General features: G+C 64.8%; 22 protein-coding genes and 1 pseudogene. 12 read left to right on the top strand and 11 right to left on the bottom strand.

Annotated elements, in window-relative coordinates:
- Window positions 1-60: 60 nt before the first annotated feature.
- Genes lptF through rsmA form a run of 6 tightly spaced genes read left to right on the top strand, consistent with a single transcriptional unit; the run spans window position 61 to window position 7,451 of the window.
- Window positions 61-1,182, top strand: a complete 1,122-nt coding sequence (gene lptF, locus ACFTOW_RS04835; protein ID WP_379913615.1) for an LPS export ABC transporter permease LptF — start codon at window positions 61-63, stop codon at window positions 1,180-1,182.
- Entirely contained in the window at window positions 1,179-2,276 is a 1,098-nt protein-coding gene (lptG, locus tag ACFTOW_RS04830; RefSeq protein WP_379913613.1) for an LPS export ABC transporter permease LptG, read from the top strand. Before lptF ends, lptG begins: the two co-directional genes overlap by 4 nt.
- Entirely contained in the window at window positions 2,276-4,396 is a 2,121-nt protein-coding gene (locus ACFTOW_RS04825) for an LPS-assembly protein LptD (RefSeq protein ID WP_379913611.1), read from the top strand. The genes lptG and ACFTOW_RS04825 overlap by 1 nt, the downstream gene beginning before the upstream one ends.
- Before the next feature lie 6 nt (window positions 4,397-4,402).
- Window positions 4,403-5,641, top strand: a complete 1,239-nt coding sequence (locus ACFTOW_RS04820; protein WP_379913609.1) for a peptidylprolyl isomerase — start codon at window positions 4,403-4,405, stop codon at window positions 5,639-5,641.
- Window positions 5,638-6,621 (top strand): 4-hydroxythreonine-4-phosphate dehydrogenase PdxA, encoded by a 984-nt coding sequence (gene pdxA, locus ACFTOW_RS04815; protein ID WP_379913607.1) that lies wholly within the window; start codon window positions 5,638-5,640, stop codon window positions 6,619-6,621. The genes ACFTOW_RS04820 and pdxA overlap by 4 nt, the downstream gene beginning before the upstream one ends.
- A complete protein-coding gene (rsmA, locus tag ACFTOW_RS04810; protein WP_379913605.1) occupies window positions 6,618-7,451 on the top strand; it encodes a 16S rRNA (adenine(1518)-N(6)/adenine(1519)-N(6))-dimethyltransferase RsmA in 834 nt (277 codons plus the stop codon). Before pdxA ends, rsmA begins: the two co-directional genes overlap by 4 nt.
- A 74-nt stretch (window positions 7,452-7,525) precedes the next feature.
- Here rsmA and ACFTOW_RS04805 read toward each other — a convergent pair whose 3' ends face one another.
- The 7 genes from ACFTOW_RS04805 to ACFTOW_RS04775 form a co-directional block, all read right to left on the bottom strand.
- Entirely contained in the window at window positions 7,526-8,416 is an 891-nt protein-coding gene (locus ACFTOW_RS04805) for an aminoglycoside phosphotransferase family protein (RefSeq protein ID WP_379913602.1), read from the bottom strand.
- Window positions 8,417-8,587: 171 nt separating this feature from the next.
- Window positions 8,588-9,322: a DUF4167 domain-containing protein gene (locus tag ACFTOW_RS04800; RefSeq protein ID WP_379913600.1), complete on the bottom strand. Its 735-nt coding sequence runs from the start codon at window positions 9,320-9,322 to the stop codon at window positions 8,588-8,590.
- A gap of 231 nt (window positions 9,323-9,553) precedes the next feature.
- On the bottom strand, window positions 9,554-10,372 hold the full coding sequence (gene prmC / locus ACFTOW_RS04795) for a peptide chain release factor N(5)-glutamine methyltransferase (protein WP_379913598.1): 819 nt from the start codon (window positions 10,370-10,372) through the stop codon (window positions 9,554-9,556).
- The gene (gene prfA / locus ACFTOW_RS04790; protein WP_379913595.1) at window positions 10,369-11,418 is read right to left on the bottom strand and encodes a peptide chain release factor 1; all 1,050 of its coding nucleotides are present in this window, start codon (window positions 11,416-11,418) and stop codon (window positions 10,369-10,371) included. The genes prmC and prfA overlap by 4 nt, the downstream gene beginning before the upstream one ends.
- Window positions 11,419-11,466: 48 nt before the next feature.
- Window positions 11,467-11,874 carry a DUF1499 domain-containing protein gene (locus ACFTOW_RS04785; RefSeq protein ID WP_379913593.1) on the bottom strand — a complete coding sequence of 136 codons (408 nt, stop codon included), beginning with the start codon at window positions 11,872-11,874 and terminating at the stop codon, window positions 11,467-11,469.
- A gap of 14 nt (window positions 11,875-11,888) precedes the next feature.
- Window positions 11,889-12,857, bottom strand: a complete 969-nt coding sequence (gene speB / locus ACFTOW_RS04780) for an agmatinase (RefSeq protein ID WP_379913591.1) — start codon at window positions 12,855-12,857, stop codon at window positions 11,889-11,891.
- A gap of 3 nt (window positions 12,858-12,860) precedes the next feature.
- Window positions 12,861-14,027 (bottom strand): M20 aminoacylase family protein, encoded by a 1,167-nt coding sequence (locus tag ACFTOW_RS04775; RefSeq protein WP_379913589.1) that lies wholly within the window; start codon window positions 14,025-14,027, stop codon window positions 12,861-12,863.
- A gap of 63 nt (window positions 14,028-14,090) precedes the next feature.
- On the opposite strand from ACFTOW_RS04775, the gene mazG reads away from it, so the two are divergent.
- Both mazG and ACFTOW_RS04765 read left to right on the top strand, forming a co-directional pair.
- Window positions 14,091-14,939: a nucleoside triphosphate pyrophosphohydrolase gene (gene mazG / locus ACFTOW_RS04770; protein WP_379913586.1), complete on the top strand. Its 849-nt coding sequence runs from the start codon at window positions 14,091-14,093 to the stop codon at window positions 14,937-14,939.
- 86 nt (window positions 14,940-15,025) lie between these two features.
- The gene (locus tag ACFTOW_RS04765) at window positions 15,026-16,039 is read left to right on the top strand and encodes a Fe(3+) ABC transporter substrate-binding protein (protein WP_379913584.1); all 1,014 of its coding nucleotides are present in this window, start codon (window positions 15,026-15,028) and stop codon (window positions 16,037-16,039) included.
- Between the two features lie 240 nt (window positions 16,040-16,279).
- Here the strand turns inward: ACFTOW_RS04765 and ACFTOW_RS04760 are convergent, their stop codons facing one another.
- Window positions 16,280-17,275, bottom strand: a complete 996-nt coding sequence (locus ACFTOW_RS04760; RefSeq protein ID WP_379913582.1) for a fatty acid desaturase — start codon at window positions 17,273-17,275, stop codon at window positions 16,280-16,282.
- 150 nt (window positions 17,276-17,425) lie between these two features.
- Here ACFTOW_RS04760 and ACFTOW_RS04755 point away from each other — a divergent pair, with 150 nt between their 5' ends.
- The 4 genes and pseudogenes from ACFTOW_RS04755 (at window position 17,426) to ACFTOW_RS04740 (ending at window position 20,277) form a co-directional block, all read left to right on the top strand.
- Entirely contained in the window at window positions 17,426-18,160 is a 735-nt protein-coding gene (locus ACFTOW_RS04755) for a hypothetical protein (RefSeq protein ID WP_379913580.1), read from the top strand.
- 57 nt (window positions 18,161-18,217) lie between these two features.
- A pseudogene (locus ACFTOW_RS04750) lies at window positions 18,218-18,494 on the top strand ((2Fe-2S)-binding protein).
- On the top strand, window positions 18,460-18,945 hold the full coding sequence (bfr, locus tag ACFTOW_RS04745; RefSeq protein WP_024812280.1) for a bacterioferritin: 486 nt from the start codon (window positions 18,460-18,462) through the stop codon (window positions 18,943-18,945). The pseudogene ACFTOW_RS04750 and the gene bfr overlap by 35 nt, the downstream one beginning before the upstream one ends.
- 282 nt (window positions 18,946-19,227) lie before the next feature.
- A complete protein-coding gene (locus ACFTOW_RS04740) occupies window positions 19,228-20,277 on the top strand; it encodes a CNNM domain-containing protein (RefSeq protein ID WP_379913577.1) in 1,050 nt (349 codons plus the stop codon).
- A gap of 9 nt (window positions 20,278-20,286) precedes the next feature.
- Here ACFTOW_RS04740 and der read toward each other — a convergent pair whose 3' ends face one another.
- From der to ACFTOW_RS04725, 3 genes are read right to left on the bottom strand one after another with little or no spacing between them, the layout of a single operon-like run.
- Complete coding sequence (gene der, locus ACFTOW_RS04735) at window positions 20,287-21,750, bottom strand: ribosome biogenesis GTPase Der (RefSeq protein WP_379913575.1); 1,464 nt, start codon at window positions 21,748-21,750, stop codon at window positions 20,287-20,289.
- 47 nt (window positions 21,751-21,797) lie between these two features.
- Complete coding sequence (locus ACFTOW_RS04730; RefSeq protein WP_379913573.1) at window positions 21,798-23,117, bottom strand: PQQ-like beta-propeller repeat protein; 1,320 nt, start codon at window positions 23,115-23,117, stop codon at window positions 21,798-21,800.
- 21 nt (window positions 23,118-23,138) lie between these two features.
- Window positions 23,139-23,825, bottom strand: a complete 687-nt coding sequence (locus ACFTOW_RS04725; RefSeq protein ID WP_379913571.1) for a hypothetical protein — start codon at window positions 23,823-23,825, stop codon at window positions 23,139-23,141.
- Between the last annotated feature and the right edge of the window lie 130 nt (window positions 23,826-23,955).

Genomic DNA, 23,955 nt, shown 5'->3' with positions numbered 1-23,955 from the left:
TTTCGCCGCCCCGGCGATGGGCTAACAACAGACCATTCTGAACGTGCCCGAGGGGGATTGGTGTCACGATTCGACAGATATGTGCTGTCGCAGCTGATTGTGCTGTTTGGGTTCTTTGCGGTCGTTCTGGTGTCGATCTACTGGATCAACCAGGCGGTGCGCCTGTTCGACCGGCTGATCGGCGACGGGCAGACCGCCTTCGTGTTTCTGGAATTCACTGCGCTGACGCTGCCCAACGTGATCCGGCTGGTGCTGCCGATGGCGGCTTTTGCCGCGTCGGTCTATGTCACCAACCGCCTGAGCAGCGAAAGCGAGCTTGTGGTGATGCAGGCCACCGGGTTCAGCCCCTGGCGGTTGGCGCGTCCTGTGCTGGTGTTCGGCCTTGGCGTGGCGCTGATGATGTCGGTCCTGACCCATCTGCTGGTGCCTGCCAGCCTGTCGCAGCTGCAACTGCGCGAGGCCGAGGTGGCGCGCAACGTCACCTCGCGGTTCCTGACCGAGGGCACGTTCCTGCACCCGACCCAGGGCATCACCTTCTATATCCGCGAAATCGACGCAGATGGCGCCCTGCAAGGCCTGTTCCTGTCGGACAGGCGCGACCCGGCCCGCACGGTGACCTATACGGCGGCACAGGCCTATCTGGTCAATGACGGCGACGGTGCGCGGCTGGTGATGGTCGATGGTCTGGCCCAGACCCTGCGCAACGCCGATCAGCAATTGCTGACCACGCATTTCAGCGATTTCACCTATGATATCAGCGCCCTGATGGAGCGCGCGCAGGACCCGCGCCTGCGCGTGCGCGACATACCGACCCATGCGTTTCTGGCCGATTTCAGCGGCGTGTTGCGCGACCGTGGCTTTGACAGGGGCGACGTGACCGAGGAACTGCACAGCCGCATGGCGCAAGCCTTGTTATGCGTGGTCGCCGCGCTGATCGGCTTTGCCACGCTGCTGGTCGGCGGGTTTTCGCGCTTTGGCGTCTGGCGGCAGATCATGGGCGCGCTGGTGCTGCTGGTCGTGGTCAAGTTGATCGAAGGGCTGGTGACCGACCCGGTGCAACAGGATCCACGGCTTTGGCCGCTGCTCTACCTGCCGGTGGTGTTCGGCCTGAGCGTGGCGGCCGGGCTTTTGTGGTTTGTCGCGCGGCCGCGACGGCCCAACCGTGCGGGGGCGGCGGCATGATCCTGCATTTCTATTTCGCGCGCAAATTCGCACTGTTCTTTGCCGGCGTTCTTGGGGTGTTCCTTCTGCTGCTGGTGCTCATCGATCTGGTCGAGCAGCTGCGCCGTTTTGGCGACACCGGGATCAGCTTTGGCGCGGTGCTGGAACTGACGCTGCTGAACGCGCCCGAGGGGATCTACGGCATCATGCCGCTGATCATGATCCTGGCCACGGTGGCGATGTTCCTGGGCCTGGCGCGGTCGTCCGAGCTGGTGGTGACACGGGCGGCGGGTCGATCCTCGCTGCGCGCCCTGCTGGCCCCGGTGACGGTGGCGCTGCTGATCGGCGGGCTGATGGTGGGCATGCTGAACCCGATCGTGGCGGCCACCTCGAAACGCTACGGCGAATTGCAGGAACGGTACCAGAGCGGCGGGCGCGAGGCGTTCTCGATCTCGGCCGAAGGGCTGTGGCTGCGGCAGGGCAACGAAACGGGCCAGACCGTGATCCGCGCCGCCCGCGCCAATCCCGATGGCACGGTGCTTTACGAGGTCACGTTCATCGCCTTTGCCCCGGGCGGTGGTCCCCAGCGCCGGATCGAGGCGCGCAGCGCCCGGCTGACCCCCGGCGCGTGGGAGTTGACCGATGCCAAGGTCTGGCCCCTTGTGGCGGGCCTGAACCCCGAGGCGACAGCAGCCCGGCACGACACGCTGCGCGTGCCCTCAAGCCTGACGCTGGACCGGATCCGCGACAGCTTTGGCGATCCGTCGGTGATCTCGGTCTGGGACATGCCGGCCTATATCGCGCAACTCGAAGAGGCCGGATTTTCCGCGCGCCGCCATGCCATGTGGTTCCAGATGGAACTCGCCAGACCGCTGTTTCTGGTGGCCATGCTGCTGGTCGGCGCGTCCTTCACCATGCGCCACGCGCGGGCCGGGCGTGCCGGCGTGGCGGTGCTGTCGGCGGTGGTGCTGGGCTTTTCGCTTTATTACATCCGAAATTTCGCGCAGATATTGGGGGAGAACGGTCAGATACCCATACTGCTAGCGGCCTGGGCCCCTCCCGTGGCTGCGCTGTTGCTGGGGCTTGGCCTGCTTTTGATCCTTGAGGAGGGCTGATGCGCGCCCTGATCCTTGCCCTTGGCGTAATGCTTGCCACCGTTCTGCCCATCGCCGCACAGGACGCGCGACGCCCCGCCGCCGTGCTGGTGGCCGACCGCGTTTCAGTGACCGCCGACGGCCGCCTGATGGCCGAGGGCAATGTCGAGGCGCTGTATGATACGACCCGGATCACCGCGCAGCGCATCACCTACGATCCTGACGCCGACAGGCTGACGCTCGATGGCCCGATCATGCTGATCGAGGGGGACAACGCGATGATCCTGGCCGATGCCGGGGCGCTGGACGCAGACCTGCGCAACGGGTTGCTGCGCGGTGCGCGGCTTGTGCTGGAGGACCGCGTGCAGCTGGCCGCCAACCGCATCGACCGCGTGGGCGGGCGGTATACGCAGCTGTACAAGGTGGCGGCGACCTCGTGCCGGGTCTGCGCCAGCGACACGCCTCCGATCTGGCAGATCAGGGCGCGCCGGGCGATACATGACCAGCAGGAAAACCAGATTTATTTCGATCAGGCGCAATTGCGCGTGCTCGACGTGCCGATCCTGTGGCTGCCGCGCCTGCGCCTGCCCGATCCGACGCTGAAACGCGCCACCGGCTTCATGATTCCGTCGCTCAGCCAGGATTCGCAACTGGGCGTGGGAATCCGCATCCCGTATTTCATCCGCATCGGCGATCACCGCGACCTGACGATCACGCCCTTCATCTCTGCCGACAGCAAGACGCTGGAACTCCGCTATCGTCAGGCGTTTCGCAACGGCGATCTGGAAGTCACCGGCGCATGGTCCGACGATACCCTGCGCCCCGAAAACCGCGGCTACGTCTTTGCCGAAGGCGCGTTCGACCTGCGGCGCGGGGTTACGCTCAGCTTTGATATCGAGGCGGTAACCGACAAGGCCTATCTGGTCGACTACGGGTATTCCGACAAGGACCGGCTGGACAGCGAGATCGCGCTGACGCGGGTCCGGCGCGACGAATATGCCAACGCCAGCCTGATCACCTATCGCACCCTGCGCGATGGCGAGGAGAACTCGGATATTCCCACGATCATCGGCGATCTGCGCTATGAACGGCGGCTGTTTCCCAGAGGGCTGGGTGGCGAGCTGCGCATGGGGTTCGAGGCGCATGGCCACCGCCGCTATTCCGATGTGGACGTGCTGGGCCGCGATGTCGGGCGGGCCGAGGCCGATCTCGCATGGCTGCGCGACTGGACCCTGCCGGGCGGCGTGCTGGCGCGTCTGGAAACCGGGCTGACCGTCGACACGTTTCGCACCCGGCAGGACAGCACCCGCGACCGCACCGCCGGGCAGGCGACCCCGCGCGCGGGTCTGACCCTGCGCTGGCCGATGGTGAAGTACGGCGGCAACGGGATCACGCAGATACTGGAACCCGTGGCCATGATCGGCTGGGTCGGCGGCGACCGGCCAAACATCGCCAATGACGAAAGCACGCGGGTCGAGTTTGACGAGGGCAACCTGTTGTCGCTGTCGCGCTTTCCGGCCGCAGACCGGCGCGAGCGTGGTGCATCAGCCGCCTATGGCATCAACTGGTCGCGGCTGGACAGCAATGGACGCCGCGTCGCGCTGACCCTGGGCCATGTGCTGCGCCAGGATGCCGATCCCGATTTCACACTGACCTCGGGGTTGGACGGCACCAGCTCGAACCTGCTGGTGGCCGGGCAGTATGTCACCCCTGACGGTCTGGCCCTGACCAGCCGAACCCTGTTCAACCATGACTTCGGCCTGTCCAAGGCCGAGGCGCGCGCCGCATGGATCAGACCCGATCTGGGGCTGGGCGCGTCCTATGTCTGGCTGGCCGCCGATGCGGCGGAAAACCGCAACGACTCCGTTTCGGAATGGTCCGTCGATGGCAGCTACCGGCTGTCGCGACACTGGACGGGCACCGCCAATTGGCGTTACGACGTCAGCAGCGACCAAACGGCAGAGGCGGGGCTTGGCTTGCAATACCGCAACGAATGCGTCGAGGTGAACCTTTCGCTCTCGCGCCGCTTCACCTCTTCCTCTATCGTCGATCCGTCGACGGACCTTGGGATCACCGTCGGGCTTCTTGGCTTTTCCGGTCAGGGCTTTGACAACAGTTACACCCGCACCTGCAGGAACTAACACGACATGAAACCACAGATCAGCCGGATCGCCCCTGCCCTCGCCCTGGCCCTGACCGCCGCCACTGCCCTGCTGGGCGCCCCGCTTGCGGCGCAGGCCCAAAACCTTTTTGCCCCGGTCATCACCGTCAACGACACGGCGATCACCGGATACGAGCTGGAACAGCGCGAACAGATGCTTCGCCTGTTCCGCGCGCCCGGCAATGCAAGCGAGTTGGCCCGCGAGCAACTGATCGAAGAGCGGCTCAAGATCGAGGCGGCCCGGGACGCAGGTGTCGAGGTGACGCAGCAAGGGCTGGACGCGGGATACGAGGAATTCGCCGCGCGTGCCAACATGTCGCCCGAGGAGTTCCTGCGCGCGCTGGAAGGCGGCGGCGTGTCCGAGGAAACGTTCCGCGATTTCGTCCGCAACGGCGTGCTCTGGCGCGAAGTGGTGCGGTCGCGGTTCGCCGGCCGCGTGCAGATCACCGATTCCGAGATCGACCGCGCCCTGAACTCCATATCCGGCAGCAGCTCGGTCCGGGTTCTGCTGTCCGAGATCATCATGCCCGCCCCGCCGCCCGAGATGCAGGCGGTGATGCAGCGCGCCGAACGGATCAGCCAGATCACCTCGACCGATGCGTTCTCCGCCGAGGCGCGGCGCTTTTCCGCCGCCTCGACGCGCGACCGTGGCGGTCGGATGGACTGGATCGCGCTGGCCGAGCTGCCCGCGCAGTTGCGCCCGGTGATCCTGGCGCTGGCGCCGGGCGATGTGACCGATCCGCTGCCGCTGGACGGGGCCGTGGCATTGTTTCAGTTGCGCGCCATCGAGGAAACCGATGTGCAGGCCCCGACCTATTCGGAAATCGAATACGCCGCCTATTACATCGACGGGGGGCGCAGCGAGGCCGCTCTTGCGCGCGCGGCAAGGATCCGCTCGCAGGTCGATACCTGTGATGACCTCTATGGCGTGGCCAAGGGTCAGCCGCCTCAGGTGCTCGAGCGTGACTCGCGCGCGCCCTCGGAAATCCCGCAGGATATCGCTCTGGAACTGGCCAAGCTGGATGCCAACGAGGTCTCGACCACGCTGACCCGCGCGAATGGGCAGACGCTGGTGTTCCTTATGCTGTGCAGCCGCACCCCCGATCTGGGCGAAGAGGTGGACCGCGACCAGGTGCGCAACCAGTTGCGCGCGCAGCGGCTGGAATCCTATGCTCAACGCTACCTTGACAGGCTGCGCGCCGACGCCCGCATCGTTCAGCAATGACCGACCGGCCGATTGCCCCGGTCGCGCTGACCTGCGGCGAACCAGCGGGCATCGGTCCAGAAACGGCGGCCCGCGCGTGGGAGCAGCTCCGCGACAGCCTGCCGTTCTTCTGGATCGGTGATCCGCGCCAGCTGCCCGACGATACGCCGATTTGCGAGATCGACGCCCCCGCTGATGCACCCGCCGCCATGACACAGGGCCTGCCGGTGCTGCGCCATGCGTTTCCCGGCCCCGCCACACCCGGACAGCCCGACCCGGCCCATGCACAGGGCGTGATCGACGTGATCGCCCGCGCGGTGGACCTTGTGCAATCGGGGGAAGCCAGCGCCGTGTGCACCGCGCCGATCAACAAAAAGGCGCTGAAAGACGGGGCCGCCTTCGCCTACCCCGGCCATACCGAATACCTGGCCGCGCTGGCGGGTGGTGCGGATGTGGTGATGATGCTGGCCTGCGATGCGCTGCGCGTGGTGCCTGCGACCATTCATATTCCGTTGAGGGACGTGCCTCAGGCGCTGACGCCCACCGGGCTGGCGCAGGTCATCCGCATCACCCATGCCGCGATGATCCGCGATTTCGGCCTGGCCGCGCCGCGCATTGCCGTTGCGGGCCTGAACCCCCATGCCGGCGAAGGTGGCAGCATGGGGACCGAGGAACTGGACTGGATCGCGCCGCTGCTGGACGATCTGCGCGCCGAAGGGTTGGCGATCACCGGCCCCCTGCCTGCCGACACGATGTTTCATGCCGCTGCGCGGGCGCGATACGATGTGGCGGTTGCGATGTATCACGATCAGGCGCTGATCCCGATCAAGACGCTGGATTTCGCGGGCGGTGTGAATGTCACGCTGGGCCTGCCCTTTGTGCGCACCTCGCCCGATCATGGGACCGCCTTTGACATCGCGGGGCAAGGCGTGGCCGATCCGTCGTCGCTGGTGGCCGCGCTGCGCATGGCGGTGCAGATGGCACAGGCAAGGGTCGGATGAGCGGTATCGACACGCTGCCGCCGCTGAGGCAGGTCATTGCCAGCCACGGCCTGTCGGCGCGCAAGTCGCTGGGGCAGAACTTTCTGCTGGATCTGAACCTGACAGCCAAGATCGCGCGGCAGGCCGGGGATCTGACCCAATGCGACGTGCTGGAAATCGGGCCCGGCCCCGGTGGCCTGACCCGTGGGCTGCTGGCCCAGGGCGCGCGCCATGTGCTGGCGGTGGAAAAGGACGCCCGCTGCCTGACCGCGCTGGAAGAGATCGCGGAGGCCTATCCCGACCGGCTGACCGTGCTGAACGCCGACGCGCTGGACATCGATCCGCTGGCGCATCTGACCCCGCCGATCCGCATCGTCGCCAACCTGCCCTATAACGTGGGCACCGAGTTGCTGGTGCGCTGGCTGACCCCGACGCAATGGCCGCCCGCGTGGACCAGCCTGACGCTGATGTTCCAGCGCGAGGTGGCCGAACGCATCGTGGCGCAACCGGGGTCAAAGGCCTATGGCCGCCTGGCCCTGCTGGCGCAGTGGCGCGCCCGCGCGCAGATCGTCATGTCTCTGCCGCCCGAGGCGTTCACCCCCGCGCCCAAGGTCAGCTCTGCGGTGGTGCACCTGACCGCCCTGCCCGAGCCGCGGTTTCCCGCCGATCCGGCCAAGCTGGAACGGCTGGTTGCCCGCGCCTTCAACCAGCGCCGCAAGATGCTGCGCGCCGCGTTGAAAGGCGTGGCCCCGGATATCGAGGACAAGTTGCTGGCCGCGGGCATCCAGCCCACCGACCGGGCCGAGACCGTGGATCTGGAACGCTTTTGCGCCCTGTCGCGACTGTTATAGGATATAATAAAAGAAGCTGACCCGGGCCAGTCCGGTGCATTCCGAGCCATGCTTGGGGAGGCTGTCCGACCTCGCTAAAGTAGCAATCCGAGCCGGAACAGGGTCTGGCGTGACTGCGCACACAGTGCGTCATTCCTGACGCCCCGATAGTAGCTCAACGCGATGACAGCACCATACAACGCCCAGCCCTTGGCTCTGAGCCAGTCGTTATCATCCAATTCCAGGTGGTCACGGAAAGCCGTGCGCGCGGGCGGATCGATCCAGAACCACGCGGTTGCATAGTCGGCTGCCGGATCGCCGACCGCGGACAATCCCCAGTCGATCACGCCCCGCAGCCTACCGTCCCGGACGATCAGGTTGTCAGCTTTCAGATCGCCGTGCAGCCAGACTGGCTGCCGAGCGAATCCCGCTGCGCAGGCTGTGTCCCAAAGCTGACGGGCACGTCGCACGTCTATTTCGTCTGCAACGATTTCGATGGCACGAAGCGCCGCCTCGCTCAGATCGCTCAGCGGGACGCCCCGTCTGCTGTTGCTCGCGCCTGCGCGTGGCGCGCCGCTTGTGCTTTTCAAATGAAGTGCTTTCAGGAAGTCTGCAAGGGCGCGGGCTGCATCCTGCCAATTGGCCAGGTAGTCGGGCTTGGCGATCTGGCCTTCCATCCAGTCAAGGACGCCGAACTCGAATGTCACACCCTGCCTGGCCCGTCCTCTGAACCGCAAGTTCGGCACTTCAAGCGGCAACTCTTGAAGATGTGGCAGCCAGTCGAGTTCTTTTGAAAGAAGGGCTACCGCTGGGACGCGGCGGGGTATCCTGACCGACAATGTGTCCCCAAGCCGGAACATGGCATTGTCCGTCCCCGACGACGCGATGCGACGAAGCGGGAGCTGCGCCCATTGCGGAGCCTGTGCCGCTATCAGGCGGGCGACAAAGGCGTCACTGACAGGAATTTCATCAGGGTCTGCTGTCATTTTTCTGGCGATAGCCAGTTTCGATCACATCGGCATGACACGTCAGCGAAACCCGGAAAGGGCTCGAAGAGATCATCAGCGCATCGAGCCTTGGAGCACATGCGAGCCACACCAGGATGTGCAACGCGCTGCGCCCCCGAGGACGGCGCGTTGTCTTTCCCTCTATGCAGATCACTCCGCAGCGTTGTCGCTGGCCTGCGGCGTGGCTGCGGCGTCGTTGGGTTCCTCGCCCTTGTCTGCACCCTTGGTCTTGGCCTTGGGCGCGGCGGGTTCCTTTTTGGCGGCCGGAGTGCGAGGCTTGCGCACGCGCTTGGGCTTTTCGACCACCACCTCCGACTTGCTTTCGGGCGTTTCCACCAGACCGCTGTCGCTGTCATCGCTGCGCAGTTCGACGACATCGTCGCCCGGGCCGCTTTGGGGGCGCGGCTGCTCGTTCCGAGGCTGCTCCTGACGGGGCTGATCCTGACGGGGCTGTTCGTGGCGCGGCTGTTCGTTGCGCTGTTGCTCGTGCCGGGGTTGATCCGGCGTCGAGTCGGACTGTGCATTGTCGTTGCCGTCCCGGTCGTTGCGCGGGCCGCGTTCGCGGTCACGCTCGGCCTGGCGTTCGCGGTTCTGGCGTTCCTGCTCTTCGCGGCGGGCGTCCATTTCCTTTTGCGCGGAACTGAGCATGCGCAGGTAATGTTCGGCGTGCTGCTGAAAATTCTCGGCCGCCACGCGGTCGTTGCCAAGCTGCGCGTCGCGCGCAAGCTGGTTGTACTTGTCGATGATCTGCTGCGGAGTGCCGCGCACCTTGCCCTCGGGGCCGGAACTGTCGAACACCCGGTTGACGATATTGCCAACCGTCGAGCGATTGTTGTTGTTGCTGCGATTGCTCTTGGACCGCGAGCGGGATTTAGAAGATCTCATGTTCAAGATGTCCAGCCTTCGTATGCTGCAATGTGCCACCGGATGTGCGCCTCGTGCGCCGCTTGAAAGCCGGTGTGGCAAATTTTTCTGGCTTGGTGTCACGCGGGACCGCACAAGGGCATCCACCGCACTGACAGGGGTATGAGTAATCATGAGTGGGCAGGCCTGACAAGGGGGCTTGGTGCAAAAATGCAGAAAAACCTTCATATTTGTTGCGCTTGGCCCGTGGGATCACCCTGCGCGCCCGCACACGACCCGGTCGCGCCCGTCCAGATCGGGCAGTATACACACGTCCGACAGCCCCGCGTCACGGAACAACGCCGCCACCGCAGCGCCCTGCCGGTGACCGATTTCGACGATCAGCGCGCCGCCCGGGGCCAGATGTGCCAGCGCCCCCGCGCAGATCGCGCGATAGGCCGACAGCCCGTCACCCTCGTCCGTCAAGGCGATGCGCGGCTCGTGATCGCGCACTTCGGGCATCAGCGTGCCCATCTCGTCGGCGGCGATATAGGGCGGGTTGGACACGATCAGGTCGAACCGGCCCGTGATCGCCACAAACCAGTCCGAACGCAGCAGCGTCGCGCGATCCTGCACGCCAAGCTGCACGGCATTGCGCCGCGCCACGGCCAGCGCGGCATCGGAAACATCGGTGCCCGTGCCCGCAGCCCCGGGCCGTGCAGCCAGCAGCGACAGCAGGATCACGCCGGACCCGGTGCCAAGGTCCAGCACCCGGCGCCACGGCAGGGCCAGTGCCGCCTCGACTAGGGTTTCGGTATCTGGGCGCGGGTCCAGCACGTCGGGCGTGACGATGAAATCGTGTTTCCAGAACGCCCGCCGGCCAAGGATCTGCGACACCGGCTTGCGCGCCGCGCGCCCGCTCAGGGCAATATCGAACATCTCGCGCGTCAAGTCGTTCGGGGTGTCGCGGGTCTGCGGCTCGGGGGCCTGTTGTCCGATGGCATAGGCCCAGTCGAACAGCCGCCGCGCATCGCCTGCCGGATCGGGCACGCCTTGTGCTGCCAGATGCTTGATGGCGGCGGAGAGGTTCATCCTTCCATCTCGGCCAGAAGCGTGGCCTGATGATCGGAAATCAGCGCGTCGATCACATCGTCCAGATCGCCCTGCATCACCTGATCCAGCTTGTAGAGCGTCAACCCGATGCGGTGATCGGTCAGCCGCCCTTGGGGAAAATTGTAGGTGCGTATCCTTTCGCTGCGATCGCCGCTGCCGACCTGCGCCTTGCGGCTGGCGGCGCGTTCGCTGTCGGCGCGCTGGCGTTCCAGATCGAACAGGCGTGATTTCAGCACCTGCATGGCGATGGCGCGGTTCTGGTGCTGGGATTTCTCCGAACTCATCACCACCAGGCCGGTCGGGATATGGGTGATGCGCACCGCCGAATCGGTGGTGTTGACGTGCTGCCCGCCTGCCCCGCTGGCCCGCATCGTGTCGATGCGCAGGTCGTTCGGATCTATATGGATATCCACATCCTCGGCCTCGGGCAGCACCGCCACCGTGGCGGCGGAAGTATGGATGCGCCCGCCGGATTCGGTGCTGGGCACGCGCTGCACCCGGTGCACGCCCGATTCGAACTTGAGCCGGGCGAACACCCCATCGCCCTTGATCATGGCGACCACTTCCTTGATACCGCCAAGCTCGGTCTCCTGCATCTCGACGATCTGGAAGGTCCAGCCGCGCGCCTCGGCATAGCGTTGATACATCCGCAGCAGATCGCCTGCGAACAGCGCAGCCTCGTCCCCGCCGGTGCCGGGGCGGATTTCTATCATCGCGGGGCGGGCGTCGGCGGCGTCGCGCGGCAGCAGCGCCAGTTGCAGCGCATGCTCGGCCTCGGGCAAACGGGCGCGCAGGACAGGCAATTCCTCTTCGGCCAGCGCGCGCATGTCGGGATCGGTCAGCATCTCCTGCGCCCCGGCGATGTCGTCGCACAGGCGCAGATAGGCGGTGATCTGGTCGACCACGGGACGCAGGTCTGAATATTCACGCCCCAGCGCGGCAATATCGCCGCCGCCCTCGGACATGCGCGCCTCGAGGTACTGGAAACGCTGGGTGATCTGGTGCAGGCGGTCATGTGCAATCATGCTAGTGCCATTCCCGATCTGCGCGGGCGGGTCAAGACCTGCGCGTGCTCAGCCCTGCCCCAGACGCGCCAGCCAGTCGGTGACACGGGCGCGGTTCACGCCCATGTCGGAACTGCCGAACCGCAGACGCGCATGGATCAGAAGATCGCCGTCGCGGGTTTCGACCGTGGAATAATCCGGAAAGCCCCAGAGCTTCGAGCGGGTGATGTAGGTCACGCGTCCTTCGGCCACCGACCCGGCAAGCAGGCGTGTGCGCGGCGTGGCGCGGATGATCGCATCCAGTTCGGCCAGCCGGTCGGCCTGCCCCGGCAGCACGCGGATCACCCCGCCGGGCCTGTCGCTATCCTGCGCCTCAGGCACTGCAACATGCCAGCGCGCAGGGTCGCTGGGGGCTGCCCGCACCCATCCGCCAAAGGCCAGAACCATCGCCACAATCGCCAGTATCAGCCAGCCCATCAGCCGCCTCCCTTTCAATCCGTGCTCCGTCGGGTCCAGCCCCACAGGCAGATCAGCTCCATCGCCACATGCGCCGCGGCGATGGCCGTGGCGTCGGTGGTGTCGAACGGCGGCGACACCTCGACCACGTCGCCGCCCAGCAGGTTGATGCCCGCGATCCCGCGCAGGATCGCCGCGGCCTGCGCCGTGCTCAGCCCGCCCCAGACCGGCGTGCCGGTGCCGGGCGCAAAGGCCGGGTCCAGCGCGTCGATGTCGAACGTCAGGTATGTCGGATGATCGCCCAGAATATCACGTATTTTCGCGGCGGTCGCTTGCGCTCCGATGCGGTGCACCTCGGGCGCGTCGATGATGTGAAACCCCATCGTGTCGTCGTTATGCGTGCGGATTCCCACCTGAACGGATCGGGCCGGGTCCACGATGCCCAGCTTGACCGCCTTGTACATAAAGGTGCCGTGATCCACCCGGTCCATCCGGTCATCCACCCATGTGTCGGTGTGCGCGTCGAATTGAAGCACCGAAAGCGGGCCGAACTTGTCGGCGTAAGCCTTTAGAATCGCGAGGGTTATCGAATGATCGCCCCCCAGCGTGATCGCCGCCGCCCCGGCATCTAGGATGCCGGCGACATGCGCCTGCAAGGCGGCAGAAAAGGCTGGCACATCGGCATAGTCGAACGCCAGATCGCCATAATCGGCAATGGCCAACTCGCCAAGCGGGTCATAGCCCCAGCCATAGGGCGCGTCGGGCGATTGCAGCGCGCTGGCCTCGCGGATCGAACGCGGACCCAGTCGCGTGCCGGGGCGGTTCGTCACTGCCTGATCAAAGGGCACGCCGGTCACGGCGATATCCACCCCGGTCAGAACCTTGGTATAGCGCCGCCGCAAGAAGGATGGCGCACCGCCAAAGGTGTTCTCGAACGATGGTCCACGTAAATCCTGCCGCGTAAAGGCATGATCTACCTGTGTTTTCGCATCCTCGAGACTCATGTTTTACTCCTTTACCGGTTGTGCGGTTTCGACCAGCCGGGCAAAGAACGACGCGCCGACCGGTGCCACCGCATCGTTGAAATCATAGCCCGACTGGTGCAGGCCAGCCCCTTCGCCCTGCCCAAGGAACAGGAACGCTCCGGGCCGCGCCTGAAGCATGTAGGAAAAATCCTCGGCCCCCATTTCGCGGTTTGTGTTGTCCACGACGTTGTCCTTGCCCACGACCTCGCGCGCGACCTGCGCGGCAAAGGCCGCCTTTTCCGCGTCATTCACCGTGGCGGGATAGCAGGTGATATACTCAAGCTCGGCCGTCACGTCATAGGCCGCACCCGTTCCTTGCACGATCTGCGCCATGCGACGTTGCACCATCTTCTGCACATTCGGGTCAAAGGTACGCACCGTCCCGCCCAGATAGGCGGTTTCGGGCACGATGTTCTCGGCCGAGCCGGCATGGATCTGCGTGACCGAGATCACCAGATCATCCAGCGCATAGTGATTGCGGCTGCTGATGGTCTGAATCCCCTGCGCAATCGCCAGGGCGGCCACCACCGGGTCACGCGTGTCATGCGGCGTGGCCCCGTGCCCGCCAAGCCCGCGAATGTTGATGTTGAACGTGTCGACCGCTGCCATCAAGGGCCCCGGCGCGGTGAAAAACTGCCCCTCGGGCACGCCCGGCGCGTTGTGGATGCCATAGACCTGCGCGATGTCGAACCGGTCCATGATGCCCTCGTCGACCATCACGCCGCCACCGCCGCCCTCTTCCTCTGCGGGCTGGAAAATCAGCGCCACGCGCCCTGCGAAATTCCGCGTTTCCGCCAGGTATCGCGCCGCCCCAAGCAGCATCGTGGTATGACCGTCATGGCCGCAGGCATGCATCCGCCCCGGCACGGTCGAAGCATAGGGCAGCCCGGTTTCCTCGGTCATCGGCAGGGCATCCATGTCGGCACGCAGCCCGATGGTGGGGCCGTCGCCCCGCCCGTTGATGATCGCCACCAGACCCGATTGCGCGATGCCGGTGTGGATTTCGGAAATACCGAAACCTTTCAACTGTTCCTCAACGAATCCCGCCGTTGTATGGCAGTCGAATCCCAGTTCCGGATGGGCATGCAGGTGCTGGCGCCACGCGCACATGTCCTCGGCAAAGCCGGCTATTCGGTTGATCACGGGCATGGGTGGACTCCGGCGGGTTGGTTGCGCACTGTCGCACCAAATCGCATTAACGAAAGCACCGCAATGCCCGATGACGCCCTGATCCACGATCCTCATGGCGGAATGCCGCGCCTTCTGGAGATCATGCGCCGCCTGCGCGATCCAGACACCGGCTGCCCGTGGGACATCGCGCAGGATTTCGCCACCATCGCCCCCTACACGATCGAAGAGGCCTATGAGGTGGCCGATGCGATCGAGCGCGAGGCCTGGGACGAGTTGAAGGGCGAACTGGGCGATCTGCTGTTCCAGTCGGTGTTCCACGCGCAGATGGCGGCAGAACGGGGCCTGTTCACCTTTGACGAGGTCGCCGACACGATGTCGGACAAGATGGTGGCGCGCCATCCGCACGTCTTTGGTGATGAAACCCGCGACAAGAGCCCCGAACAACAGACCGTGGACTGGGAGGCGATCAAGGCGGAGGAGCGCGCTGCAAAGGGTGCGCGCGGCGTGCTGGACGATGTGGCCACGGGCCTGCCCGCCCTGTTGCGCGCGCACAAGCTGCAGAAACGGGCCGCGCGCGTGGGCTTTGACTGGCCGCAGACCACGCAGGTGCTGGACAAGATCGTCGAAGAGGCCCGCGAGGTGCAAGAGGCGCACGAAACTCTTGGCCCCGATCAGGTCGAAGAGGAAATTGGCGACCTGTTGTTCGTCATGGCCAACCTGGCCCGCCATCTGGGGGTCGAACCCGAATCCGCCCTGCGCCGCGCCAATGCGAAATTCATCCGTCGCTTTGGCCGGATCGAGGCCCTGCTGGCCGAGCGCGGCAAGACGCCAGATCAGTCCGACCTGGCCGAGATGGACGCGCTGTGGAACGTCGCCAAATCCGAAGACAAGGCGCGGGCAAGGGCCAGTCAGAAGGTCAGTCAAAAATAACCGACCATAAAAATCAGGTATTGATCCGACTATTTTACTCAGCTATCAATCGGGGCGAAAATTCGTGCAGACAGACAGGAGTTCCCATGTTCGCACCCCTTCGCACCACCGCCACCGTCGCGCTGATCACCGCGATCGCCGCACCCGCCATCGCAGACGAGGTGAACCTGTATTCGTACCGTCAGCCCGACCTGCTCAAGCCGCTGACCGACGCCTTCACCGCGGAAACCGGCATCACGGTCAATGTCGCCCACCTGGACAAGGGCATGGTCGAACGGCTGCAGGCCGAGGGCGACCGCTCGCCCGCCGATCTGGTGTTCACCGTCGATATCTCGCGTCTGGCCGCCGTCGTGGATGCCGGCCTGACCCAGGCCGTCGACAGCGAGGCGCTGCGCACCAACGTGCCCGAAACCTATCGCGACCCCGAAGGCCATTGGTGGGGCCTGACCACCCGTGCGCGCATCGTCTATGCCAGCAAGGAGCGCGTCGCTGAAGGCGAGGTCACGACCTACGAGGATCTGGCCGATCCGAAATGGGAGGGGCGAATCTGCACCCGCTCGGGAACCCACCCCTACAACGTGGCGCTGGTGTCCGCCGTGCTGCATCACCACGGCGAAGACGCCACCAAAACATGGCTCGAAGGCGTGAAATCCAACCTGGCGCGCAAGCCGCAGGGCAATGACCGCGCGCAGGTCAAGGCGATCTGGGCCGGCGAATGCGACATCAGCCTAGGCAACACCTATTACATGGGCAAGATGCTGGAATCCGAAGAACAGCAGGAATGGGCCGAGTCCGTGAATATCGTGTTTCCCACCTTTGACGACGGCGGCGCGCATGTGAACATCTCGGGCGTGGCGATGACCAAGGCCGCCCCGAACCGCGAAAACGCGCTGAAGATGATGGAATTCCTGGCATCGCCCAAGGCGCAGGAAATCTATGCCGAGGCGAACTACGAATACCCCGTGGCCCCGGGCACCGAGCCCGTCGAACTGGTCCAGAGCTGGGGCGAGTTCACCGCGGATGATGTGAACCTGATGGATCTGGCCAAGCTTCGGCCCGATGCCCTGAAACTGATCGAGACCGTCGATTTCGACGGCTGAACCTGATCAATCCACAACAGGAAAACGCCGCAAACACTTGGTCTGCGGCGTTTTTCTTTCTGCAGATTTCCCCTCTCCAGAAATATCCCGGGGGAGCGCGAGGGGGCTGGCCCCCTCGTTCCGGCCCGATCAGCCATGACTGACATTCAGGTGTCGGCACGCGGCCCGCCACACGCAGCCCGAGGCTCCGGCCGACGGCCGGGGCCGAGACATCCAGCGCGGCGCAGCCGCTCCTTTGGATCAGGCCGCCGCCGCCTCTCGCACGCTCTGGCGGGGAAACGGAACCAGCCGCCCCGCCTCTTCGTCCCACAGCTTCAGCCGGAACGAGGCCAGCGCCTCGGTCCAGCCGATCCGGCGCATCGGGGCCACCGCGTCCAGCGCAAAGTGGCATTTGCGCAGCCGGTAGCTTGGGATGCGCGGGTTGAAATGGTGGATGTCGTGATAGCAGATATTGCCCGTGCCAATGTCCCACCAATGGCCCAGGTTCAGGCAGGATGACCCCATCAGCGCGGCGTATTGCGGGTTCAGACCGGGGCGACGGTCCCAGTGCGTATCTTCGAAATTGTGCTGCAAATAGACCATGAACACGCCGATCACCCCGGCCACCAGACCCGAGGTGCCCAGCATGATCAGCCCCGGCACACCCGCGATCAGCCATAGCAGCCCCAACCAGCCCAGCACCGCCAGATTGTGCAGCAGCACCCCCGCCACGCCCACGTCGCGCGTGTTGCGCGGCCAGCGGTAGCGGATGAAATAGGTATACAGACCCCCCAGCCCCAGCATCACCGCCGGGTTGCGGTACAGCCGATACATCAGGCGCTCGGCCCGACCCGCACGCTGCCATTCCGCCAGCGTCATCGTGTAGACCTCGCCATCCTCGCGATGATCCAGATTGCCCACATGGGCGTGGTGCAGGTTGTGATTGTGCCGCATCACCGCATAGGGCGTCAGCGTGAACACCGACAGCACGTGCCCCGCCAGATCGTTCCGGTTGCGCGTGGAAAACAGCGAGGCGTGCCCGCAATCATGCTGCAACACATAGAGCCGCACCGACGCGAACCCCAGTATCACCATGAACGGCAGGGCCGCGATCCAGTGCCAGGACGTCAGCGCCCAGACGCCCAGACCCATCGTCAGGGCATAGACTGCGAAGGTCGAGAAGTAACTGAGCGCGGCCAGCCGGTCGTCCTTGTCCGTATAGCCATGCGTAAAGGCGCGAATGCGTTTGATATCCATGTCACTCCCCGCTCGTTTCCAAGTCTTGCACGCATGCCGGTGCATCAGCCCTACCCGCCTCATGTCACAGGATATTGAATGCCGGAGTTTTTGTTCAAGTCCCTGCCGCCGGGGGTTTTTATCCTGTCGCCGCGCCCCATCTCATTAGTCATGACACAGAATGACGAAATCCGCGACACCCGCCGCATGGCCGCCATCCTTCAGGTGACGGGCGCGGTGATCTTTGCCGCCTCGCCGCTGTTCGTGGGCGGGTTCAACGGGTTTGCCCCCGATCAGTTTCCCGTGCCGCAGGTGGATGTGCCGGTACAGCCCGCAGGCTATGCGTTCTCGATCTGGGGTCTGATCTATGTCTGGTTGATCGCGGCGGCGGGCTATGGCCTTTTCCAACGCTCGGATGCCTCCGACTGGGCCGGGATGCGCCTGCCGCTGACAGCCTCGCTGGTCGTGGGCGCTGGATGGATTCCTGCGGCGCAGGCGTCGGTTCCCGTCGCAACGGTGATGATCTGGGTGATGTGGGCGCTGGCGGTCTGGGCGCTGCTGCGCGCCGGACAGAGCGACCGCTGGTGGCAGCGGGTGCCGGTGGCCCTGTATGCCGGTTGGCTGACGGCGGCGTCCTGCGTGGCGCTGGGGCTGGTGCTGGGCGGCTATGGCGTGATGAGCAACACCGCTGCCGCCGTTCTTTGCATCGTGCTGGCGCTGACCCTTGCGCTGGCGGTGCAGCGCGCACGGCCTGACGAGCCGATGTATGCCGTTGCCGTGATCTGGGCGCTGATTGGCATCATCATGGCCAACCTGTCGGTTGGACCGTTGCCGGTCGCCATGCTGGCCGGTCTGGGGGCCGCGCTGCTGGCGGCGCAGGCCGCACGCGGCAAGTTGGCGGGTTGACTTTTCCGACTTAAAAAGTCAGGTTCCGATCAGCCACATCCTGCTACCGGGTGCACCATGATCGTCTGCCACTGCTCTCATATCACCGACAACGACATCCATGCCGCGATCGACTGGATGCGCGCCGCCGACCCGGCGACCATCATCACACCGGGCAAGGTGTACCGTGCCCTGGGCAAGAAAGCGGATTGCGGTGATTGCCTGTCAGGTTTCATCGACACCATGATGTCAAACCCGGCCCTTGAAGTACCGGCACCGCTGCGTAGGTTAAGACACTCACTAAAACAAAGGACGACCCCATGAAAGGCGACGCAAAGGTTATCGAATACCTTAACGCAGCATTGCGCAGCGAATTGACCGCGGTCAGCCAGTACTGGCTGCATTTCCGCCTGCAAGAGGATTGGGGCTATGGCCGCATCGCCGCAAAGTCGCGCGAGGAGAGCATCGAAGAGATGCACCATGCCGACAAGCTGATCGAGCGGATCATCTTTCTGGAAGGCCACCCCAACCTGCAAAAGCTGGACGCGCTGCGCATCGGCCAGACCATCAAGGAAACGCTGGATGCCGATCTGGCGGCCGAGCACGATGCCCGCACGCTGTATATCGAGGCGCGCAATCACTGTGACAGCGTCGGCGATTACGTCAGCAAGAACCTGTTCGAAGAGCTGATCGCGGACGAGGAAGGTCATATCGACTACCTCGAAACCCAGATCGACCTGTACGAGACGCTGGGTGCCACGTCTTATGGCCTGCTGAACGCCAAACCGGCGAACGAGGCCGAATAGGCGATTATGGTTGAACCGGCCTTTGGTCAACGAAGTCCGGTTCAGGAAATTCTATGATCTGTCTGGGCGCGTCGTTCCCGGAAACGGCGCGCATGTTCCATTTCCCGTTAGATCTCGGACGACCGCGCCCGATTCTTTGCGCGAATTCAGGGCGACGCCCCACGTGGGCTTTGCGCGGCCCACATGGGCCAGGCATCTTGTTTTCGATCAAGGGGATCACCACTTGATGCGGATCAAACCGTTGCCCCGCGGGGGCAATGCGAACTTCTTGCAAAGGACACCATGCTTAGCCTGTTCCTTCTCTTTCTCGTTCTGTCTATCGCGGTTTCATTCATCTGTTCCCTGTGGGAGGCCGTGCTTCTGAGCATCTCGCCCTCGTACATGCAGATCGAGCTGAACAAGCAAAGCAAGTCCGGCCTGATCCTCAAGGATTTCAAAAGCAATATCGACCGGCCGCTGGCGGGCATCCTGACGCTGAACACGATCGCCCATACTGTCGGTGCGATTGGCGTGGGCGCGCAGGCAACCCTGATCTGGGCCGACAGCAACCCGTTGATCACTGGCCTGATCGTTCCGGTCCTCATGACCGCCGCGATCCTGATTCTGTCCGAGATCATCCCCAAGACCATCGGCGCCACCAACTGGCGCGCGCTTGCCCCGTTCACCATCCGGTCGCTGGATCTGGTGCTGAAAATTCTCGCGCCGATCGTCTGGCTGTGCCAGAAGATCACCGGCGTCTTCAATTCGGACAAGGAAAAGCAGATCTTCAGCAGGACCGATTTTCTGGCCATGGCCCAGATCGGCTCGCAGGAGGGCGACCTTGATCCCAGCGAGATCCAGTTCATCGAAAGCATCCTGCACTTCAAGACCAAGAAGGTGCGCGATGTCATGACGCCGCGCACCGTGGTGGTGACCGCGCCACAGACGATGACGGCGCGCGAATTCTACGATCATCAGGACGAGCTGACCTTTTCACGCATCCCGCTGCGCGAGGATGTCAGCGCGGAAACGATCATCGGCTACGTTCTCAAGGATGATGTTCTTGAGCATCTCATCGACGATGACAACGACAAGCCGCTCGGCAGTTTTGTACGTGAAATCCTTGTGGTGCCGGAAACCTACAGCATCTTTCAGCTCTTCAACGATTTCATCCAGAAACACGAGCATATGGCGCTGGTCGTCGACAGCTATGGCGGCACGGCGGGCATCGCGACCATGGAAGACGTGATCGAAACCCTGCTTGGGGCCGAGATCGTGGACGAGACCGACACCACCGTCGACATGCAGGACATGGCCCGGCAGTTGCGCAAGAAACGCTTCAGCCAGGCCTGACCGGGCCGGTCAGCCCTTTTTCTTGTCCAGATGCTTTTGCAGCGCTCCGGCGTTCCGGTCGCGCTTGCCCTTGTAGGGGTTGCGATCGCCCTGCCCGCGCATGAACAGCCGGATAGGGGTGCCGGGCATGTCGAACCCTTCGCGCAGCCCGTTGACCAGATAGCGCGCATAGCTGTCCGGCATCTTGTCGGGATGGCTGCACATCACCACGAACCCCGGCGGCCGCGTCTTGGCCTGGGTCATGTAGCGCAGCTTGATCCGGCGGCCCTGCGGCGCGGGCGGCGGGTGCGCCTCGACCATGCCGGCCAGCCAGCGGTTCAGCGCGGCGGTAGGCACGCGGGCATTCCAGACGGTATAGGCCTGTTCCACCGCGTCGCGCAGCCGGTCCAGCCCCTTGCCGGTCTTGGCCGATACCGTGACCAATGGCGCACCGCGCAATTGCGGCAGCAGCCGTTCAAAGGCTTCGCGCAGGGCGCGCAGCTTGTCCTGCTTGTCGTCCTCGATGTCCCACTTGTTGACCGCGACCACCACGGCGCGGCCCTCTCGTTCAGCCAGGTCGGCGATGCGCAGATCCTGCTGTTCGAACGGAATCGCTGCATCCAGCAGCACGATCACCACCTCGGCAAACTTGACCGCGCGCAGCCCGTCGCCCACCGACAGCTTTTCCAGTTTTTCCTGCACGCGGGCCTTTTTGCGCATGCCCGCAGTGTCCCAGATCCGCACCGGCAGACCGTCCCAGTCCATCGCCAGCGAGATCGCATCGCGGGTGATTCCGGCCTCGGGGCCGGTCAGCAGGCGGTCCTCGCCCAGCAGCGTGTTGATCAGGGTGGACTTGCCCGCGTTGGGCCGCCCCACCACGGCGATCTGCATCGGGCGGTCCGGCGTGGGCCAGCGCATTTCGCCCGCGCCATCCTCGGCCTCTTCCTCGGTGATCGTGACGTCGGTTTCCGGGGCTTCGGCCACCGCGCGATCCTCGAACGCGTCGGCCAGCGGCATCAGCACATGAAGCAGATCGCCCAGCCCCTCGCCATGTTCGGCCGACAGGCGCAACGGCTCGCCCAGACCAAGGCTGTAGGCCTCAAGCGCGCCATCCTCGCCGGCGCGCCCCTCGGCCTTGTTGGCGGCGACGATCACATGCTTGGCGCGGCGGCGCAGGATTTCGGCGAACACCTGATCCGTCGGAGTGATCCCCGTGCGGGCATCCACCATGAACAGGCAGATATCGGCCATATCCACAGCGCGTTCCGTCAGCCGCCGCATCCGGCCTTGCAGGCTGTCGTCCGTCACCTCTTCCAGTCCTGCGGTGTCGATCACGGTAAAGCGCAGATCGCCCAGCCGTGCGGCCCCTTCGCGCAGATCGCGGGTCACGCCCGGCTGGTCATCGACCAGTGCCAGGCGTTTGCCCACAAGGCGGTTGAACAGCGTGGATTTGCCCACATTGGGGCGGCCCACGATGGCGAGTGTGAATGACATTGGTCGCTCCAGCGGTAATCAGACCGCTGCGATACAGGATTTAGCCGTCAACGGAAAGCGTGGAGTTGCCCGCGCTTGCTGACGACATAAAGCGTGCCACCGGCAACCACCGGCGCCGTGCTGGCCCCGCCCGGCAGCTCGACCTGACGCACAAGGTCGCCCGAGGTGGGATCGAAGAACCGCACAAACCCGTCGCCCGAGGCGACAACCACCTGCCCACCGGCCACGACGGGGCCGTAATGGGCAAAGACCGCCACCTGACGGCGCGCGCGGTTCCGGGTAAAGCGGGGCAGTTCCTGCACCCAGACGCGGCTGCCATCCTCGGTCGACAGGCGCACCAGTTCGTTACGGTCATTGACCAGGAACAGCGCATTGCCCGCAGGCCAGACCGGGTCCATCGCGCCGTCATCGGCTGTCCATATCCGCTCGCCATTGCCGGCTTTCAGCGCGACGGTGCGGCCGGAATGGGTGCCAACATAGACGGTGTCGCCCAAGACGACCGGATCACCCGTGATATCCACCACCTTGGTCGAGGCACGGAACCGGCGCTGACCCGCGATCGGGGCATCCCACATGCGCAGCCCGCCCTTGCGGAACGCCGCCTGAACGTCTCCGGCGCCGAAGGCAAAGATCACGAACTGATCGGTCAGCGCGGGGGCGGCACCGCCGATCACGTTCCCCACCTCGGGGGCCGCGCTGAGTTGCCACTCGATGCGGCCATTGTCCTTGTCGATGGCCCATGCGGTATCGTCGCCCGACACCAGATAGACCAGATCGCCCGCAACCGTGGGCGTGCCCGAGCCCGTCGCCTCGAGCTTTTGCTGCCAGATCACCGCGCCGGTTTCGGCATCCATCGCCGTCATCAGGCCATAGCCGCTGGAGGCATAGATGCGCCCGTCGTCATAGGCCAGACCGCCACCGCTGGCCTGCCCTGCGCGTTCGCGTTCGCGTTCGGGCCGCAGATCGCGTGCCCAAAGGCGGCTGCCGTCCAGCCCGTGCGCCATCACCTGCGCGCCCGCATCCAGCGTGAACACACGCCCGCCCGCAACGATCGGATTGGCCGTGATGCGCCCACGGCGGCTGTCACCGTCGCCGATGTTGGCCGACCACAGAAGGCTGGGCGCGCTGCCAAGGGCGGGGTGATCGGTGCGGAACATCGCGCTGCCGTGCGCCTGCGCCCAGTTCGCATTTGTCTGCTGCGCGGGCAGTGACACCGGCAGGCTGCGGTTCACCGTCTGGGTCAGGTCGCGCGCATCCGGGCGGATATCCTCGCGCGGGCCGGGCAGGATTTCCTGCCGTTCTGCACAGGCTGACAGCGCAAGCGCGCCGATCAGTCCGATCATCCACCCGGTTTTCACCATACCCATGTTCCCGTCCTGGTGCTTTGGTTACTCTTGCACCGGCGCCATGGCCCCGGTTGCAGCGGTTTGCGGCACCTCGCCCCCCAGCGCCACAATCATCTGAGTTGCCCGGCGGCGCAAGCCCGCGCTGGCCTCGGAGTCATCGAGGATGCGCTGTGCGCGTTCGATCGCGGCGGCAGTGTCCCCGGTTTCGATGTCGATCAGCGCCAGTTGCTCTTCGGCCAGCAGGCGCAGGATGCCACCTTGCGACAGATAGGCCTCGAATTGCAGGCGGCGGTCTTCGGCGGGGAGATCAGGCTGCAGGGTCAATGCGCGAAAGCCCGCGATCCGGGCGTAAATCTGTGGCACATCGCCGGTGCTGGCGATCTGTTGCAGCAAGGCGACTGCGGCCTCGGTATCGCCTGCCGCAACCAACTCTCCGGCGCGGGCGAAATCCACCACGATCCGGCGGGCGGCATCATCCGCCTCGATCGCGGCCAGTGCTTCGGCGCGGTCTTGCGGGCTGCCGCCTTCCAGCGCGGCCATCATCGCATCGCCCGTGGCCTCGGCCGATGAACGCTCCTGCGCCTTGCGCCATTCGTTCCACGCCGCCCCGCCGACGATCAACACGACGGCCAGCACCGCGATCCACGCATAGCGCCGCATCAACGCGAACAGCCTGTCGCGACGCACCTCGTCCGAGACTTCTTGAATGAAACTGTCGGTGTTGCTCACGCCTGCGCCCCGTTGTCGTTTCCCCCCTCTTATCCGCTTGCCCCCGCCCTGCCAAGGCCCCCTCTGGCAGATGCGTGTGCCGCACTTGCGAAGAGACCGCGAAAAGTTTAATCTGAACCGATCAGTTTAG

This window comes from Lacimonas salitolerans (assembly GCF_042677865.1).
Lineage (GTDB): Bacteria > Pseudomonadota > Alphaproteobacteria > Rhodobacterales > Rhodobacteraceae > Lutimaribacter > Lutimaribacter salitolerans.
This window is presented reverse-complemented; position numbering and strand designations above follow the sequence as displayed.